This window comes from Flavobacterium facile, assembly GCF_036321945.1.
Lineage (GTDB): Bacteria > Bacteroidota > Bacteroidia > Flavobacteriales > Flavobacteriaceae > Flavobacterium > Flavobacterium facile.
Map to the genome: position 1 here is coordinate 194,171 of NZ_JAZAYT010000034.1, position 17,602 is coordinate 211,772.

12 protein-coding genes are annotated in these 17,602 nt (G+C 34.1%); 6 read left to right on the forward strand and 6 right to left on the reverse strand.

The window, feature by feature from the left end:
* The first annotated feature begins 5 nt into the window (after positions 1–5).
* A complete protein-coding gene (locus UEQ13_RS11405; protein WP_329806473.1) occupies positions 6–2,501 on the forward strand; it encodes a multicopper oxidase domain-containing protein in 2,496 nt (831 codons plus the stop codon).
* Positions 2,502–2,818: 317 nt separating this feature from the next.
* On the opposite strand, the gene UEQ13_RS11410 is transcribed toward UEQ13_RS11405, so the two are convergent.
* Positions 2,819–3,745 carry a LysR family transcriptional regulator gene (locus UEQ13_RS11410; protein ID WP_329806474.1) on the reverse strand — a complete coding sequence of 309 codons (927 nt, stop codon included), beginning with the start codon at positions 3,743–3,745 and terminating at the stop codon, positions 2,819–2,821.
* Positions 3,746–4,003: 258 nt separating this feature from the next.
* Between UEQ13_RS11410 and UEQ13_RS11415 the strand changes: the two genes are divergently transcribed.
* The 4 genes from UEQ13_RS11415 to UEQ13_RS11430 are packed head-to-tail and all read left to right on the forward strand — an operon-like array spanning position 4,004 to position 7,066.
* Entirely contained in the window at positions 4,004–4,279 is a 276-nt protein-coding gene (locus UEQ13_RS11415; protein WP_329806475.1) for a hypothetical protein, read from the forward strand.
* Positions 4,269–5,123 carry a DUF6671 family protein gene (locus tag UEQ13_RS11420; protein WP_329806476.1) on the forward strand — a complete coding sequence of 285 codons (855 nt, stop codon included), beginning with the start codon at positions 4,269–4,271 and terminating at the stop codon, positions 5,121–5,123. Before UEQ13_RS11415 ends, UEQ13_RS11420 begins: the two co-directional genes overlap by 11 nt.
* Positions 5,124–5,128: 5 nt before the next feature.
* A complete protein-coding gene (locus UEQ13_RS11425; protein ID WP_329806477.1) occupies positions 5,129–6,088 on the forward strand; it encodes an L-threonylcarbamoyladenylate synthase in 960 nt (319 codons plus the stop codon).
* Positions 6,089–6,103: 15 nt separating this feature from the next.
* Positions 6,104–7,066, forward strand: a complete 963-nt coding sequence (locus tag UEQ13_RS11430) for a sodium-dependent bicarbonate transport family permease (RefSeq protein WP_329806478.1) — start codon at positions 6,104–6,106, stop codon at positions 7,064–7,066.
* Between the two features lie 579 nt (positions 7,067–7,645).
* Here the strand turns inward: UEQ13_RS11430 and UEQ13_RS11435 are convergent.
* From UEQ13_RS11435 to UEQ13_RS11455, 5 genes are all read right to left on the reverse strand, one after another.
* Entirely contained in the window at positions 7,646–8,413 is a 768-nt protein-coding gene (locus UEQ13_RS11435; protein ID WP_329806479.1) for a DUF4339 domain-containing protein, read from the reverse strand.
* A gap of 34 nt (positions 8,414–8,447) precedes the next feature.
* The gene (locus tag UEQ13_RS11440; RefSeq protein ID WP_329806480.1) at positions 8,448–10,238 is read right to left on the reverse strand and encodes a GmrSD restriction endonuclease domain-containing protein; all 1,791 of its coding nucleotides are present in this window, start codon (positions 10,236–10,238) and stop codon (positions 8,448–8,450) included.
* Between the two features lies 1 nt (position 10,239).
* Positions 10,240–11,247 carry a virulence RhuM family protein gene (locus UEQ13_RS11445; protein WP_329806481.1) on the reverse strand — a complete coding sequence of 336 codons (1,008 nt, stop codon included), beginning with the start codon at positions 11,245–11,247 and terminating at the stop codon, positions 10,240–10,242.
* A 91-nt stretch (positions 11,248–11,338) separates the two neighbouring features.
* Complete coding sequence (locus tag UEQ13_RS11450) at positions 11,339–11,668, reverse strand: hypothetical protein (protein WP_329806482.1); 330 nt, start codon at positions 11,666–11,668, stop codon at positions 11,339–11,341.
* Between the two features lie 12 nt (positions 11,669–11,680).
* Positions 11,681–14,908, reverse strand: coding sequence for a type ISP restriction/modification enzyme (locus UEQ13_RS11455; protein ID WP_329806483.1), 3,228 nt, complete (start codon positions 14,906–14,908; stop codon positions 11,681–11,683).
* 1,670 nt (positions 14,909–16,578) lie between these two features.
* On the opposite strand from UEQ13_RS11455, the gene UEQ13_RS11460 reads away from it, so the two are divergent.
* Positions 16,579–17,391, forward strand: coding sequence for a purine-nucleoside phosphorylase (locus UEQ13_RS11460; RefSeq protein WP_329806484.1), 813 nt, complete (start codon positions 16,579–16,581; stop codon positions 17,389–17,391).
* Positions 17,392–17,602: the final 211 nt, after the last annotated feature.

The window sequence follows — 17,602 nt, forward strand, 5'->3', positions numbered from 1 at the left end:
ATAAAATGAAAAAAATAATTCAACTCGTCTTCTTGCTTTTCTTTGGAATTTTCGCTCAGGCACAATCAAAAAATGCAACGCAAGAAACGTATTATACTTGCGTAATGCATCCAGAAATCCACGAAAAGAAACCTGGAAAATGTCCAAAATGTGGCATGGCATTGGTGAAAGAAAAAGTAAAAACCACTAAAAAAGCAATTGCTAAAAAACCAATTGTAGTCAAAAAGACCGTTACAACTCCTAAAAAAGAAGTTACTCCACCTAAAAAAGAAACACCAATAATTGAGGAAACACCAAAAGACCAACCAACTATCGAAATTAAAACGGTTACTAAAACCATCTCAAAAACCGTTCGATACGATTTATATGTTCGTGATACAATTGTAACTATCGGAAACAAACCCAAAAGAGCTATTGCTGTAAATGGGCAAATTCCAATGCCAACTTTAACTTTCACGGAAGGCGATATGGCGGAAATATATGTACATAATGAATTGAAAGAAACAACCTCTTTACATTGGCACGGCTTATTTTTACCCAACAAAGAAGATGGCGTTCCTAATTTAACACAAATGCCAATTGAACCCGGAACCACACATAAATACTTCTTTCCCATTATCCAACATGGCACACATTGGTACCATAGTCATTCCGGATTACAAGAACAAATTGGAATGTATGGTTCTATGATTTTAAACAAAAAACCAGAAGACGAAACTTTCAGAAATGGGATTGACGATTTACCAACCATTCCAATAATTTTAAGCGAATGGACAGATGTTAAACCAGAAAATGTCCATCGAATGTTACACAATGCTACCGATTGGTTTGCTATCAAAAAAGGAACGACTCAAAGTTATGCTGAAGCCATTCAACAAGGACATTTCAAAACCAAAATTGCAAACGAATGGAAACGCATGAACGCCATGGATGTGAGCGACGTCTATTACGATAAATTTCTCATCAATGGTAAAAACGAAAGTCAACTTTCACAATTTAAAGGTGGTGATAAAGTCCGATTGCGCATTTCTAACGGTGGCGCATCTACTTATTTTTGGCTCACGTATGCCGGCGGAAAAATTGCAGTTGTGGCGAATGACGGAAACGATGTGGAACCTGTTGAAGTCGATAGATTACTCATCGCGGTTTCTGAAACGTATGATGTTGTGGTAGAAATTCCAGAAGAAAATACGGCTTTTGAATTTTTAGCTACATCTGAAGATCGAACTAAATCGGCATCTTTATTTATTGGTAACGGAATCAAACAATTAGCTTCATCTCTTCCAAAATTGAAATATTTTGAAGGCATGAAAATGATGAACAGCATGATGAAAATGAATGGCGATTTGGATGATATGGGCATGAAAATGTCGTACAATCAAATGGACATGAATGTAGTTATGTATCCAGAAATTACAGGTGAAGCAGAAATGAAAAGTGAGATGAAAATGTCGGAACAAGAGTATAACAGCAATGAACTGTCGGACATTACAACATTAAACTATGCGATGCTGAAGTCGCCAACTAAAACCTCACTTCCAAAAGACGCACCTATAAAAGAATTACGATTTGAATTATCTGGAAACATGAATCGGTATGTTTGGAGTTTGGACAATAAAGTGGTTTCTGAAACGGATAAAATCCTCATTAAAAAAGGGGAAAATGTGAGAATCACTTTATATAATGGTTCCATGATGCGCCATCCGATGCACTTACACGGACACGATTTCAGAATTTTAAACGGTCAAGGCGATTATGCGCCCTTAAAAAACATCCTCGACATCATGCCAATGGAAACAGATGTGATTGAGTTTAATGCGAATGCAGAAGGCGATTGGTTTTTTCATTGCCATATTTTATATCACATGATGGCTGGAATGGGTCGGGTTTTTACGTATGAAAATCAGGCGCCAAATCCATTACTTCCAAATCCGAAGTTGGCGAAAAGAAAACTATTTGCAGATGACAGGGCTTTTCATTTGATGGCTGAAAACGATTTTGCCACTAATGGAAATGATGGAATGGCAATGTTAAGCAATACCCGTTGGAGCATTGGTACCGAATGGCGTTTAGGTTATACCGATCACCACGGTTATGAAACAGAAACACATATTGGAAGGTATATGGGTAAAATGCAATGGCTCATGCCGTTTGTAGGTTTCGATTGGCGATATAGAAAAATGGAAGCAGGCGAAATGGAAAAAAATCTGTTCAACCAATCCAATACAAAAGACAATCGGGCGGTTTTTAGTGCGGGTATAGAATACACTTTGCCAATGCTAGTAAAAGCGCAAGCCGAAGTATTTACAGATGGTAATTTCAGAATTCAATTCGAACGAATGGACATTCCAGTTTCTAAAAGAGTTCGAATGGACTTAATGTGGAATACCGATAAAGAATACATGACTGGATTACGTTATATCATTAAAAGAAATTTTAGCGCCAGAGCGCATTATGATAGTGATATGGGTTTTGGAATTGGAGCTTCCCTGAATTATTAGTACCCTCATCAAATTCCTTTCACCCTGAATAATTCTGCAATGAGCTTAACTTGTAAATAGTTAAACACATAGACTCATAGGTTGGATTGTGGTTATTGGTACGCGGATTTGGCGGATTGGATTTTCTTTGTATTGTGGTGAGGGATTGTCGCGGATTTTTGAAAATCTAAAGATTTTGTATTGCGTATAGTTTGTCATTCCGACCTTAGGAGGAATCTCATAATCTACTTCTACAATCTTACCCTCAAGCTTTTGATGCTGAACTTGTTTCAGAAATTGACCAATGGTCTGCTGCTTAAATCTTTCGTTTACGAAAACTAAACCGTTTCATACCAACTAAACTGTTTTTTAATTACTTCGTCTTTTTCTTTTCTTAAATACTCTAAATAGGCAAGTGCTTGAGGACTGTGCTTTTTCCCTTTCAACCAAATTAAGCTCCAATTGGTTTTTATTGGCATGCCTTTTACGGGAATAATTTGTAAATCGTTATTTTGTATTTCTTTTCTAATTCCAATTAATGGCATTATGGAATAACCCAATCCTGCTAAAATGGCTTGTTTTACCGCCTCGTTAGAAGTAAGTTCCATCTTTTTATCAATTTTTAAGGAATGCTTTTCAATATAACGTTCCATCGCTTGTCGGGTTCCCGATCCGTTTTCTCTGAATATTAAAGGTCGTTCATTAAAAATAGTGTCTAAATCTTTCTTCTTATTGCTACTTTCCACTTCATTATTTCCCACAAAAAATAATTTATTTTGCATTAAGTCAATTTTATCAACTTGCATTTTATCTGGTAAAATAGAAACTAAAGCAAAATCGACTTCATTATTTTGCAAACTTTTTACCACTTTATTTTTATTCGTCACATCCATTTCTAATTCAATACCACTATGAAGTCTTAAAAAATCAGTTAAAAAATAAGGCATTACATATTTCCCAGTAGAAACTATAGAAATCTTTATTTTCCCAAATAACTGTCCATTATAAGCAAGTGTTTTATAGTTTATCGCATTTACCTGATTGATAATTTCTTCGGCTGCTTCCGCAATTTCTCTACCATAATCGGTAACATAAATTTTTCTTCCTACGATTTCTGTCAATGAAATTTCAAACTGATCTTGAAAATTTTTTAACTGAATAGAAACAGCAGGCTGAGTCAAATGCAATTCTTCTGAAGCCTTTGTAACACTTTGTAGTTGTACCACTTTTAAAAAAATTCGCAACTGGTTTAAAGTATAATTCATAAAAATATTTTATAATAAACATAGCAAAGATAAATAAAAATACATGAACTAAAGTACAGAGATTTGCATCAAATATTTAATCTATGAAAAAAATAACAATACAAATTACTTTGATCGTGTGTATAAGTATAGAAGTATTTTCAATTTATAAAATGTTTGAAACTTCAAATGTAATGCACCAACAACTCTTTTCAGGTCTTACTGTATTTTTCTTACTTATCATTTTTAAAACATTAGCTAACTTAACAGAAATCAATCATGGAAACTAGAAAATTCAATTTCATTAACGGACAATTTAATCCTTTAGAAGCACAAGAAATACTTCTGGATTTACATCACAAAAACATCAATTTCAATAAAATTAAAAACTTTAGTTCTCAAGTCAGATTTGGAGAAGACGATACAAAAGCGCTGAATCAAATTGAAATTTTAAAAGAAAACTCGGCTCATATTGCTACCATCGTAAAAGAAGCTAAAGCACTTAATAAAAACTTAGTCATCCATTCTTTTATAGAAATTGAATATGAAGATTAATCCGGATGTGTTTTTATATAGACCTCTATTACTTGTTACCAAACACAACAAGAATAAAATCATTGCCCCAATGCTAGAAAAAGAACTGGGTGTAAAATGCTTTCTTCCGGAAAAATTTGATACGGATAGTTTAGGAACCTTTAGTGGGGAAATCGAACGAAAAAAAGATGCCCTAAGCACGCTAAGAGATAAGTGTTTACTCGCCATGAAAATAGAAGGTTATGATTTGGCTGTGGCTACTGAAGGTTCCTTTGGCAATCATCCAACCGTATTTTTTGCCCCTGCAAATGACGAGTTCATCATGTTAATCGATTTAAAAAACAACTTAGAAATTGTGGAACGCGTTTTAAGTTTAGAAACCAACTTTAAAATGGCAGAAATTAACCATAAAGAAAGTCTAAACGAATTTTTAAAAGTGGTACAATTTCCATCTCATGGCGTCATCGTAAAAGATACGAGCAGTAATTGGAAATTTATGGAAAAAGGAATTCAGAAGAAGAGTCAACTCAACGCCCTTTTTGAAACGTTTGCTAAAAACCAACAATCCTTTTTTATTGAAACCGACATGCGTGCCAATTATAATCCAACCCGAATGCGAGTGATTAAACAGGCTTGTAAAAAACTGGTCACTAAAATTAAATCAGGTTGTCCTAGTTGTAAAACACCAGGGTTTGGAGTGGTACGAGCTGAAGCAGGTTTAAAATGTAACCAATGCGGCATGCCAACTCGCTCAACCTCAGCTCATGTGTATGCCTGTAAAAAATGTGATTTCGAAAACAAAAAAGCATTTCCAAACGGTAAAACTTCTGAAGATCCCATGTATTGTGATTTTTGTAACCCATAATTAGTATGATTAGTAACGATATTTTAAAAGCAGCAACCTTATTAAACGAAAACGAAGTAATTGGTTTGCCTACAGAAACGGTTTACGGATTGGCTGCCAATGCCTATAGTGAAACAGCCATTGCTAAAATATTTAGCATTAAAAAAAGGCCTACGTTTAATCCCTTAATTGTGCACATTAAAAACATCGCACAACTGGATGAAATTGCACAAGAAATTCCAGACCTAGCCTATGAACTTGCAAATAAATTTTGGCCAGGACCTTTAACGCTAATTTTAAAAAAGAAAGCTCATATTTCTAATTTAATCACCGCTAATCAAGACACGGTGGCGATTAGAATGCCCAACCATCCTGTAGCCTTAGAATTATTAAACCATTTAAGTTTTCCTTTAGTAGCGCCAAGTGCGAATCCGTACACGGCTATTAGTCCGACAAAAGCGAGTCATGTTCACAATTATTTTCCAAACGATGTGAAATTAGTTTTAGAGGGTGGCACGTGTTCCGCTGGTGTAGAATCGACCATCATCGGATTTGAAAACAACAAAACCATTTTGTATCGCTTGGGTGCTCTTGCTTTAGAAGACATTCAAAAAGTAACTGGTAAAATTATCGTGCAAAACAATAACAACAAAACGCCCATTGCACCTGGCATGACTTTAAAACATTATGCGCCTAAAACAAGTATCGTAGTAACTAAAAATGTGTCGGAAGCCATCAATTTTCATGCTTCTAAAAAAATAGGATTGGTCCTTTTTGATACCCCTCAACCTAATATAGACAGTTCGTATCAAATAATTCTTTCTCCAGAAAGTAATTTAAAAGAAGCGGCCGCCAACTTGTACAATGCCTTACATCAATTAGACAATATGGATTTAGATATTATTATTGCCGAACGTTTCCCAGAACACGGTTTAGGAAATACTATAAACGACAGGCTAGAACGCGCAACAAAAACAGAACAATAAACTAAAAACAAACTCATGAACTTAAACTTATTATTTGAAAACCTTACCAACCCTGCTCTACTCTATTTTATCTTAGGAATTGTTGCAGTGTATTTAAAAAGCGATTTAGAAATACCCAAAAATTCTTCCAAATTCATATCGTTATATCTTTTATTTGCGATTGGTTTTAAAGGCGGACAAGAACTCTCTCACGAAACCATCACCAATGAAATCCTATGGTCGATGTTATTCGGAATTGCCATTGCTACGCTAATTCCTCTATATACGTTCTTCATCTTAAAAAAGAAACTCAACGTGTACGATGCCGGTGCCATTGCCGCAGCTTATGGTTCTATTAGTGCCGTAACCTTTGTCACCGCGACTAACTTTTTAGAATCGCAACAACTAGAAGTGCATGGCTATATGGTGGCGATAATGGCTATTATGGAATCGCCAGCCATCATTGTAGGTTTAATTTTAATCTCCATTTTCAATAAAGAATCTTCTGAAAAAATTAATAAAACCAATATCTTAAAACACTCGCTAACCAACGGAAGTGTACTGTTAATTCTAGGAAGTTTAGTTATCGGATTCTTAGCAAATGCGAAAGCAGCTCAAGGCATACAACCTTTTACCAACGATTTATTTAAAGGCTTTTTAGCTATTTTCCTTTTAGATATGGGAATTACTAGCGGACACAAATTAAAATCGTTTTTTGAACAAGGATGGTTTCCCATTGTGTTTGCCATTTTTATCCCCTTACTAAACGGAAGTATCTTTGCCTGGTTAAGCGGATTCATCACAACTGACATCACTAACCGATTTATCTTCGCCATTTTAGCCGCCAGTGCTTCTTATATCGCCGTACCAGCAGCTATGAAAATAACAGTACCCAAAGCTAACCCAGGTTTGTTTTTACCCATGGCACTAGCCATAACATTCCCTGTAAACATTACGATAGGAATGCCTTTGTATTTTTTAATTGTACAACATTTTTAAATGCTATTTAAAACTAAAAGTGTTAGTAGGAATTATCCCCTTGAGGGGACTTTAGGGGTGTCAAGTTTTCAAGTTCCACAAACCACTTCAAAAAAATAACCCTTCAAGAGTTTAGTGCTTTTGAAGGGTTTCTTTTTTAGAATAATTGTGTCATGATGAAACCGTATCAGTGGTTAATCCTTCTAAGATAATTTGGTACAAGTTATAAAAATTCTATTTAAAACTAAAAGCTGTTAGTAGGTATTGTCCCCTTGAAGGGACTTTAGGGGTGTCAAGTTTTCAAGTTCCACAAACCACTTCAAAAAAATAACCCTTCAAGAGTTTAGTGCTTTTGAAGGGTTTCTTTTTTAGAATAATTGTGTCATGTTAAAACCGTATCAATGGTTAATCCTTCTAAGAAAATTAGGTACAAGTCTATAAAATTCTATTTAAAACTAAAAGTGTTAGTAGGTATTGTCCCCTTGAGGGGACTTTAGGGGTGTCAAATTTTCCACTTCCACAAACCTCATCAAACAAAAAACCCTTCAAGAGTTTGGAACTCTGGAAGGGTTTAAATACAATATTTTAATCTTTTAATATTTATTTACATTTATAAGGATCAATATCTCCTGCTGCAGGAGCTTCTAAACTAGAATAACAAAGGTCTAACCTTTTAGATTTGATAAAATTAATTTTAACATTAACTTCTAATCCTCTGTTGCTATCTGGAGCAGATATAGTTTTATCTTGGTGTGCTGGAATATTATTTATTATTAAATATTCCGTTTTAAACACTGAACCATTTTCCTGAATATAATCTACTTGAATTTCACATTCATCAATTTGATAATCCATATTATTAACAAATGTAACTTCTAAATTAGTAATGCCTCCCAACAACGCATCTACAGTATATTTATTTGGATTAACACCTACATTAGACCCTACAGAATTTCTTGCAGCTCTTTTATTACTTTCTTCAGAATCAGAATCATCAACAACTGTAGCTGCACTATCCACAACACTATCAATAGATTCCTTTTCAAATGATACTTCGTTATTTGATTGATTCATATTTGAATATAAAATAGCCCCAACTATAAACAACAATAAAACTAAAGCAATCTTTTGAATAAAATTTAAACCACTTGATTTTTTAGTAATTACTGGTGGTGGAGTTGTTTTTTTTATCGGTGGCGGAGTGGCGTTTAGTATACTAGCTAATTCGGTTACATTAGTAGCTTCCGACCAATCACTCATGCCTTCACACCAAACAAGTGTGTTTTTAGTAATCCCTTTTGCTTTTAATTCTTCAATTGTAAATGGTCCAATATTCTCATTGCCATTTTGTAAGTAATACTTGTTCATTTTAATATTTGTTGTTTTTGATTTTAATACTATTTTACAATGAAAAATAATATTCTTTAATTTTTTGAGCCATCAACTTTCTTCTTGCAATCAAGAAATCATTATAATCATCTATTCCCATAGTGATAATATCAGCAGGAATACAACTAGCTTTTAAATTATCTAATAATTCTTGTTCTGTCGAAAGACCACTTACCAATCTGTTATCCTCTGCCATTTGCTGATGAATCAATGCAAAATACTCTTTAGGTGGTTTATTACCAACCTTTATATTAATTTCTGACTGCATGTAAACATAATTTGCAATCTGATTGTATTTTCCTCTTTCTAAACCATTTTTCTTTAAGAAATCTCTTGGAAACAAATGATGAATGTCTCCACGTAATGAAACCAAATCACTTACTAAAACATCTTTAGATAAAAACCCTTTATCATTTGCTTTTACTTGTGATGCTAAAAACACATTAAAATAAGGACTACTTGCAACAGAAGTATCTAAACTTTGTGGTAAGGATGCATTCCAAAAAGCTTCTGACATTTCTCCTTCTTCTTTTTCTTTTAGATACTCGTCAAATGGACGATTATGAATTTGTTTAATATCAAAATCAAATACCGATTCTGGTGAACCTGAATAACGTCCTGTTAAAACTGAATACACAAACCAACGACGAACATAACTTTCAATCAAAACAGAATTGACGCCTAACTCTCTTAGTTTTAAATATAAAATATAAGCGAAATTTAAAGTGTTTTGCGAACGAATCAATTTTGGAGAAATAAATCCTGCTGATTTAATAATCATCAAAAACCTTTTGAAATTCGTTTCATTCATAAAGTTAATGACACCAGTTTTTAATTTTTCAAATGATTGTTCTGCAATGGTGTCTTCAAAAGAACGAGTTTCAAAATTCCTTCCAGATAGTAAACTTACCAAATCAGATAATCTTCCTCTATTAAATTGCGAAGTAAACGCTACACGAATCATGTCTGTATATTCTGGGTCGTATAAATCTTCATTTTCAGATTTTAACCATTGCATTTTACTAAAGAAATCTGTAGCCGCAAAATCTTTGTCGTTATCTTGAATGTGTTTATGAAACTCAGGAGAAATAGCCAAGTGACAGAAATAATCAATCGCTTTACGCAATACATTTCCATTGTATTCTGTGTTAGAAGCAATTTTACTCATGGCAAAATCGGCTTGACTTAACACTACTCCTTTTGAGTTGATACGAATAAAGATTTCAGTAACCGTTTCTATATCTAAGTCATGAGCCAATTCAATAATTCCAATTTGCTTTTTTGGTATGTTAATCAAATTAGTAAACGCTCTTTCTACCACATCTTCATTAACATTTGGATTAACGGCTAAATAATTACGTACTAATTTCAATATGCTAATTTCACCACTAATGGCTTCCGAGATATTTGGAATCCAAGTATGGTCTTTTAAAATAGCAGGGTTTTGTACCTCAAACTTTTCTTGTAAAGGATTGAAGGCAATTTTTATTTTAACTCTCTGATAGGTTTTGTCCACAACATACTCTCCTAATAAAGCAGCTGTTAATGCGGTAACACGTTGTTGTCCATCAATAAGTATTTTTTTTCCTTCACTCATACTGCCGTCTTTTAAACGGACATTTGGATTACGCCAAGCAATTACATAACCTACAGGAAATCCTTGATACAAGCTATCCATTAAGTCTCTCACTTTAGAACTATCCCAAACAAAAGGGCGTTGTATTTCTGGTATGGCAATTTCACCTGACTTTACCCAAGTTAAAAGCGTTTCAATTAAATGTTGGTTTACGGAGTATTTTTGCATTTTATTTTTTTAATCGTTTGACATCTTCTTCAATTTCTTTCATGCTTTGTTCTTGTTCAATAGTTTTTTGTTCAATCTTAAACTTTTGAAATTCTTCTTCCGATTTATCTAATGCCATTTGATGGGAAATAGTTCCTGCATGGGTTAGAATTTCTCTTCCATTTAATTGCAACAAACCATCCAATCTAGCAATCCAATCGTTCATATACATAGGTGTTTGTTGTTGCGCCATAGTTTCTGCAAAGGCTAAATATTGCTCAACCAATAAACCCAGCAACTTCATTTCCTCTTCGTTTAAATAGTTTTTGGCAATACTTATCTCTTGTTTTTGGATGCTTTTAGATGTTTTATTATCATAAGATAGCATGCCCATCAAAGGTAAACTAGCATCAACTCTTCTGTAAACCAACTCAGCAGCAGTATTTTGTGAAATAGCCCAAAGTAATTTATTTTGTACTATTTTAAAAAATGAAATTGTTTTTTCGTCTTTTGGGTCATAATCAATACTTGTGGCATAAATGTCTTTAATTTTTTGGTAAAAGAATTTTTCAGACAATCTAATTTCGCGAATACGGTTTTGTAATTCGTTGAAATAATTCATCGAAGTTCCTTGTTTAAAACGTTCATCATTCAAAGCAAAACCTTTAATGATGTATTCTTTTAAACGTTGCGTTGCCCAAATACGAAATTGTGTACCTTGTTGCGATTTTACTCTGTAACCTAATGAAATAATAACATCGAGGTTGTAAATGGTAACTTCTTTTTCTTGTGTTTTACCTGCAATAGCACCGTGTTGAGTGGTATGTCGGAATTTCCGACTAGCCACTTTTTCATCTAATTCCCCTTCTTTAAAAATATTGCCAATATGTTCCGTAATGGTGCTTCTTCCTTTCCCAAACAATTGCGCCATTTGGTCTTGCGTTAACCAAACCGTTTCTTCCTCCAACCGAACATCCACTTTAATGCTGCCTTCTTGATTTTGATATATGAGTATTTCGCCAGTATTCATTTTTTCTTCTTTTTTTGCGTGGTTATTAAATCGTGGTTTATAGAGTATTTTATATTCTAAAAAATATTTTAATTTGTGGGGCTATTTTGCACTAAAAACCTTCAAATAAGGGTTTTATACTTAAATCTTGCACCCAATCACTAATAACAAAATCAAACCATTCGCAAAAAGTATTAAAATCTATTTCCTTTGGCCAGTCATTTTCGTCAGTCCAAATGCTTTCTAATTCTTCTTCAAAAATATGTTTGTAGTATTTTTTAATATGCTCTTCAGCATTATTTAAATCAGGATTGGTTAAATAAGTATGACTTTCACTAAAAAAATTTATCTCAATTGGTAATTCTGGAGTCAATTTATTCGCCCATTCTATAAAAGGTTGTTTTGCAGTTACTGTTATGGCGTAACGATTTAAAATTTCCATTATTTTTTATTTTTAAAATTGTACAAGATTATCAATCTCCCCCATAATCCTACCCGTTTCCGTTAATGCTACAATAATCTTTTGATAATGTAAAATATCCTCGTAGCTTAGTTCTCTATCTTTGCGGTCTTTTAGCCATTTTTGTGCGGGTTGATAACCGCCTATGTAGAAATTCCAAGCGACTTCGGGAACGTTGGCAAAATATTGAGTTGGATTGATATAAACGTTCCCGTCTTTGTATGTTGGTTTAACCACTATATTATCTCCATCTTCTGGATATTGTGTGATGTATTTTTCTGTTACTTCACTTTCTAATAAGTGGATTTGGCGAAGTTGCGAACCTAAATCTACCAAATCAAAAAAGGACTTTTGATCTTTTGGATACGGCACACGTGGAAAATCTATTTTTAAAAATTCTTTGTATTTCTCTCTGTAATTTGGACTGTGTAAAACCGCATAGATATAATCCAAAATATCAATAGGCAAAAGCCCCCCAACACCCAAAGGGGGAGTTTGCGCAGTACGGGTAATTCCCCCTTCGGGGGTTAGGGGGCTAAACCCAATACCCAATTGCTCCCCAATTTGATTTACAATTTCCATATTTAAATTAGGCGTACGAACCACTTCATCTAATAAACTTTGTTGGTCTGTTTTTTCTGGGTATTGATAGAGTGGAAAAACATAACCACCACCTCTATAAAACACATTATAATCAGTTAAAGAATTAGTACATAAAATTAAATTCCATGGCATATGTCCGATAACTTGTCCCTGCCTTCCTAAGATTAAACCAACATTTTCTTTTCCATCAAAATGAACCATAGCCTTTTGTGCAGGACGACTTATAATTTTTGGATCATAATAAGTTGATATAGTATCAAATGGGCGATAAGTGCTTTTTTGAATGTATTTTGAGTCAAATATTTTGTTTTTTATTACAGATGTTATCTTATAACTACCAGAATCATTAATGTTATATTTATCAATAAATGATTGATTAAATTCATTTGATAATAAAAGCTGAAACCTCCTTTGTAAATTATCCTTATTTGAATCGTAAAACAAACTATCTCTATCAGTTTTTATACCTGAATTTGAATCGATAAAAAAGTCATTAATTTTAAATCCTTTATTATAACTTTCTTCTTCTGAAAAGTCCTTTTCTACAAAAAAGAAATAAGGTTCTATTGGAATTATTGGAAGCCAGTTAATGTCTTTTAAATGATTTTCAGATAGAAAATTATATTTTTCAATCCTTTTACCATATTGTTCATAGTATTTAACTGAAGCCAACTCTCCACTTGCTTTTTTACTTGTTTTTACAAAAATATTTATACTTACACCTTGTTGAATGTCGAATACGTTTTCATCATTTTCAGCAATAAGACTTACTTCTTTAAGTTTTGCAAATCCGTGTAAATCTAAAATGTATATTTTATCAAAACTTTCTAATAAATGTTTACGCATTTGTCGATGAGTAATACCATCAATAAAACTATTATTAGAGATATAAGCTAAAACACCACTACCGTTTTTATCAATAAAATGTTGTCCAAAACGGGTGAATTTTATGTAATCATCATCAAGATTAATTTTTCTTTCGTTTAAATCTTTCTTATAATCTGCAATTAAGTTTTGAATCCATTCATTTTTATTAGTGCTACTAACTGCATACGGCGGATTTCCCATCACCACCATTACTGGTGCATCGCGTTTTATGGCGTTGGCTTGGTCGGCTTCGTCACTTAACCAGCTGCTAAATAAGGTTTGTGTGTCGGGATGGGCTTCTTCCAAACTGTTGGTTAGGAAAATTCTAAAACGTTGGTCGTCTGTGGGTTTGTAACCTGTTTCGGTTAACAACATATCCATTTTTAGGTGTGCCATAGCGTAAGAAGCCATTAGTAATTCAAAACCATTTAATCTTGGTATTAAATCGTTGGTAACATACTTACTCCAAATACCTTGTTGTCCTTCAAACTTTTTGTGTATGTGTTTTACTACTTCTGCTAAAAAGGTTCCTGTTCCTGTGGCTGGGTCTAAAATTTGTACTTTGTGTACTTCCACTTCGGTTTCCACTTCTTTAATTTTAGATTTAGCACCTACTCCAGTTTGTGTAACAGCTTTTTTGGTAATCTTAATTTTGCTCGTATCAGCTAAACCTTGTGGTAAATTGAATTCTGTTTTTAAAATATCATCAACAGCACGAACAATAAAATTTACTACAGGCTGTGGCGTGTACCAAACACCGCGCGCTTTTCGTAAGGCTGGATTGTATTCTCCTAAAAAGGTTTCGTAAAAATGGACAACTGGGTCTTCTTGCTTAGTACTTTTCCCAAAATTTTTCATAATCTGCGCCACATCAGAAGCTAAGAAAATAGAAACTAATTCTTCTACTATCCAAACCAAACGTGTATCTAAATCGTAACCTGCAATATCTTGAAACAGTTTTCGTAAAAACGGATTACTTTTCGGAATCAACTCAGCAGCTTCCATTCGAGAAAAGGTTGGAAGTGTTGGGTCGTGGTAACGTGCGGCAAACATTCCGTAAGCAATAGTTTGCGCATAAATATCTGCGAAAGCTTTATTATCAATATCATGAATCAACATTTGTTGAAACGACAACATTTGCGATTTTATTTGCGAACGTTTTTCTTCTTTGTCATCATTATTTAATGACTTTTCAATAACGTCTGCCATTAACTTTGCTTTACCCGCCATCATTTGCGCCAATTTGGTTGGGCTTTTAATGGTTTGAGAAATGGTTTCTGCAAAGTTTTTAATTAAATTAGTAAACTGTTCAAAGTTTTCGGCAATAGGAACTATTTCTGCAAGAGAAGATCCACCCCGACCTTCGGCCACCCCTCCAGAGGAGGGGAATTGTAAACGTGCAATTTCAATTTTTGTGACAAATTCTCCATCTTTATAAAAATGGAAATCCATGTAATCGGTAAAAATCAAATTGGTTAAACCCGCTTTGTATCTGTCAAATTGTTCTTTAAGTTTTTTATCTTTTAAATCTACACCAATATCCTTAGCTTCTACATATCCAATAGGAATATCCTTACGAGTTAGAACATAATCAGGAGCACCACAAGCTACTCGAGCAGGCTCATTGGTTACTAAAACATCTGGCAAAATTGCCATTAAAAGATTCTGTAAATCACCACGATACGAATGTTCTCGTGCATTTCCTGTTTTGTAAAGCGTATTTATTTTTTCAATATATTGAGATAAAGTCATGCGGCTTGTAGTATCTTATAGTTATTCTTCAAACTTACCAATAATAAATGTGAGTTCCAATAGGTAATTCTACCTGTTTTTGTTTGAATATTTCTCTTGGTTTTATATTTCGGTAAATATAAATAAAGGGGTTGAGATGGTTTTACGGTTTTCCGTACTACCATTTATGGTTTTTGAAATTAAGTGCATTAAAGGGTAAATTAAGAATAAAAAGAGTTTAAAATGATACTGAAATTAGTTCAAACACATAAATCTATTTTCTAAAAACGCTCAGGCAACGTCAAAATAAAAGTCTAAAAACATATCGGGAAAGTCTAAAAACCTATCGGGAAAGTCTAAAAACGCATCGGGAAGTTCTAAAAACGCATCGGGAAGTTCTAAAAACCTATCGGGAAGTTCTAAAAACCCATCGGGAACTTGATAATACGCATCGGGAACTTGATAATATGCATCGGGAACATGATAATACGCATCGGGAACTTGATAAAACGCGTCGGGAACTTGATAAAACGTATCGGGAACTTGATAAAACGCATCGGGAACTTGATAATGCGTATCGGGAACTTGATAATACGCATCGGGAACTTGATAATACGCGTCGGGAACTTCTAAAAACCCTCCGACAAAGCCTAAAAACCTTCCGACAAAGTCTAAAAACCTTCCGACAAAGTCTAAAAACGCTCCGACAAAGTCTAAAAACCCTCCGACAACTTCTAAAAACCCTCCGACAAAGTCTAAAAACCTTCCGACAACTTCTAAAAACCCTCCGACAAAGTCTAAAAACCTTCCGACAACTTCTAAAAACCCTCCGACAACTTCTAAAAACTCTCCGACAAAGTCTAAAAACCCTCCGACAACTTGATAATACGTAGAATGTGACCAGTTTTTTTTTGTTGAAAGTGGAAGTGTTTGGCGTGAGATGCTTACAGCATGACAAGTTTGAGGGTAAGTTTGTGGAAGTGGATTATGACACCCCTAAAGTCCCCTCAAGGGGACAATTCCTACGAAGACGTTTATCTTTAAATTCATATTTTCAATTTCATCCTAAATTCTATTAGTTGGATTGTCGCTTTGAATAGACAATTCCTACGAAGACGTTAATCTTTAAATTCTTATTTTCTATTTATTACAAAATTTTCTTAGAAGGATTGTCCCCTAGAGGGGACTTTAGGGGTGTAAAATTAGTAGTGAATTAGATTACGTGAGATGCTCTCAGCATGACAAGTTTGAGGGTAAGATTGTGGAAGTGGATTATGACACCCCTAAAGTCCCCTCAAGGGGACAATCCTACGAAGACGTTTATCTTTAAATTCATGTTTTCAATTTCATACAAAATTCTATTAGATGGATTGTCGCTTTGAATTGACAATTCCTACGAAGACGTTTATCTTTAAATTCTTATTTTCTACTTATTACAAAATTTTCTTAGAAGGATTGTCCCCTTGAGGGGACTTTAGGGGTGTAAGATTAGTAATGAATTAGATTGAGTAAGATGCTTCCATTATTACAAACTATACGCAAAACAAAATCCTTTTAATCCTTTCAATCTGCGTGAAAAAAAATAAACTTCGTGCCTTAGCGGCTTAGCGGCAAATAAAAACCACATGACAATTATCATAAATTACCTCCAATAATCTTCGTATATTTGAGTAACATAAAAAAGTCCGATCATGATTAATCAAATATTAGAAACCTGCGAATTTATTAAAGAGAAAACCAAATTCACTCCAGAATACGGCGTGGTTTTAGGCTCTGGATTAGGAGATTTCTCGGAAGACATCAACATTGAATACACGCTACCCTATTCAGAAATACCCAACTTTCCGGTTTCTACTGTTTCTGGACATAAAGGTGCGCTATTGTTTGGTACCGTTGGCGATAAGAAAGTAGTAGCCATGCAAGGGCGTTTTCATTATTATGAAGGCTATAACATGAAAGAAGTTACGTTTCCTATTCGTGTTATGAAGTATTTAGGCGTTTCGAAATTAATTGTTTCGAATGCTTCTGGAGGTGTGAACTCGAATTATAAAGTGGGTTCTATCGTACTAATCAACAACCACATCAACATGATGCCCGAACATCCGTTAAGAGGCGCAAACGATGAACGATTAGGTCCTCGATTTTTAAACATGAGTGAGCCGTACAGTTATCACATGATTGCCAAAGCCAAAGAAATCGCACAAACGAATAACATAAAAGTTGAAGAAGGTGTTTATGTAGCTTTACAAGGTCCAACCTATGAAACCCTTTCCGAATATAAAATGGTTAAAAACATCGGTGGTGATTGCGTGGGAATGAGCACTGTTCCTGAAGTCATTGTCGCCCGACATATGGATATGGAAACCTTCGGCGTTTCAGTCATTACCGATATGGGTAACGAAAACAGCATGGCGGAAGTTTCTCACGAAGAAGTCCTAAAAGCCGCTAAAATGGCAGAACCAAATGTAAGGTTGTTGATTAGAGAATTGATTAAATTGTATTAATATTTGGGATTTGGAATTTGGGATTTACGTGAAGTAGTTTGTGACACCCCTAAAGTCCCCTCAAGGGGACAATTCCTAAGAAGACGTTTATCTTTAAATTCATGTTTTCAATTTCATACAAAATTCTATTAGAAGGTTTCTAACTTTGAATAGTCAATTCCTACGAAGACGTTAATCTTTATATTTTATTTTCTTATTCATTACAAAATTT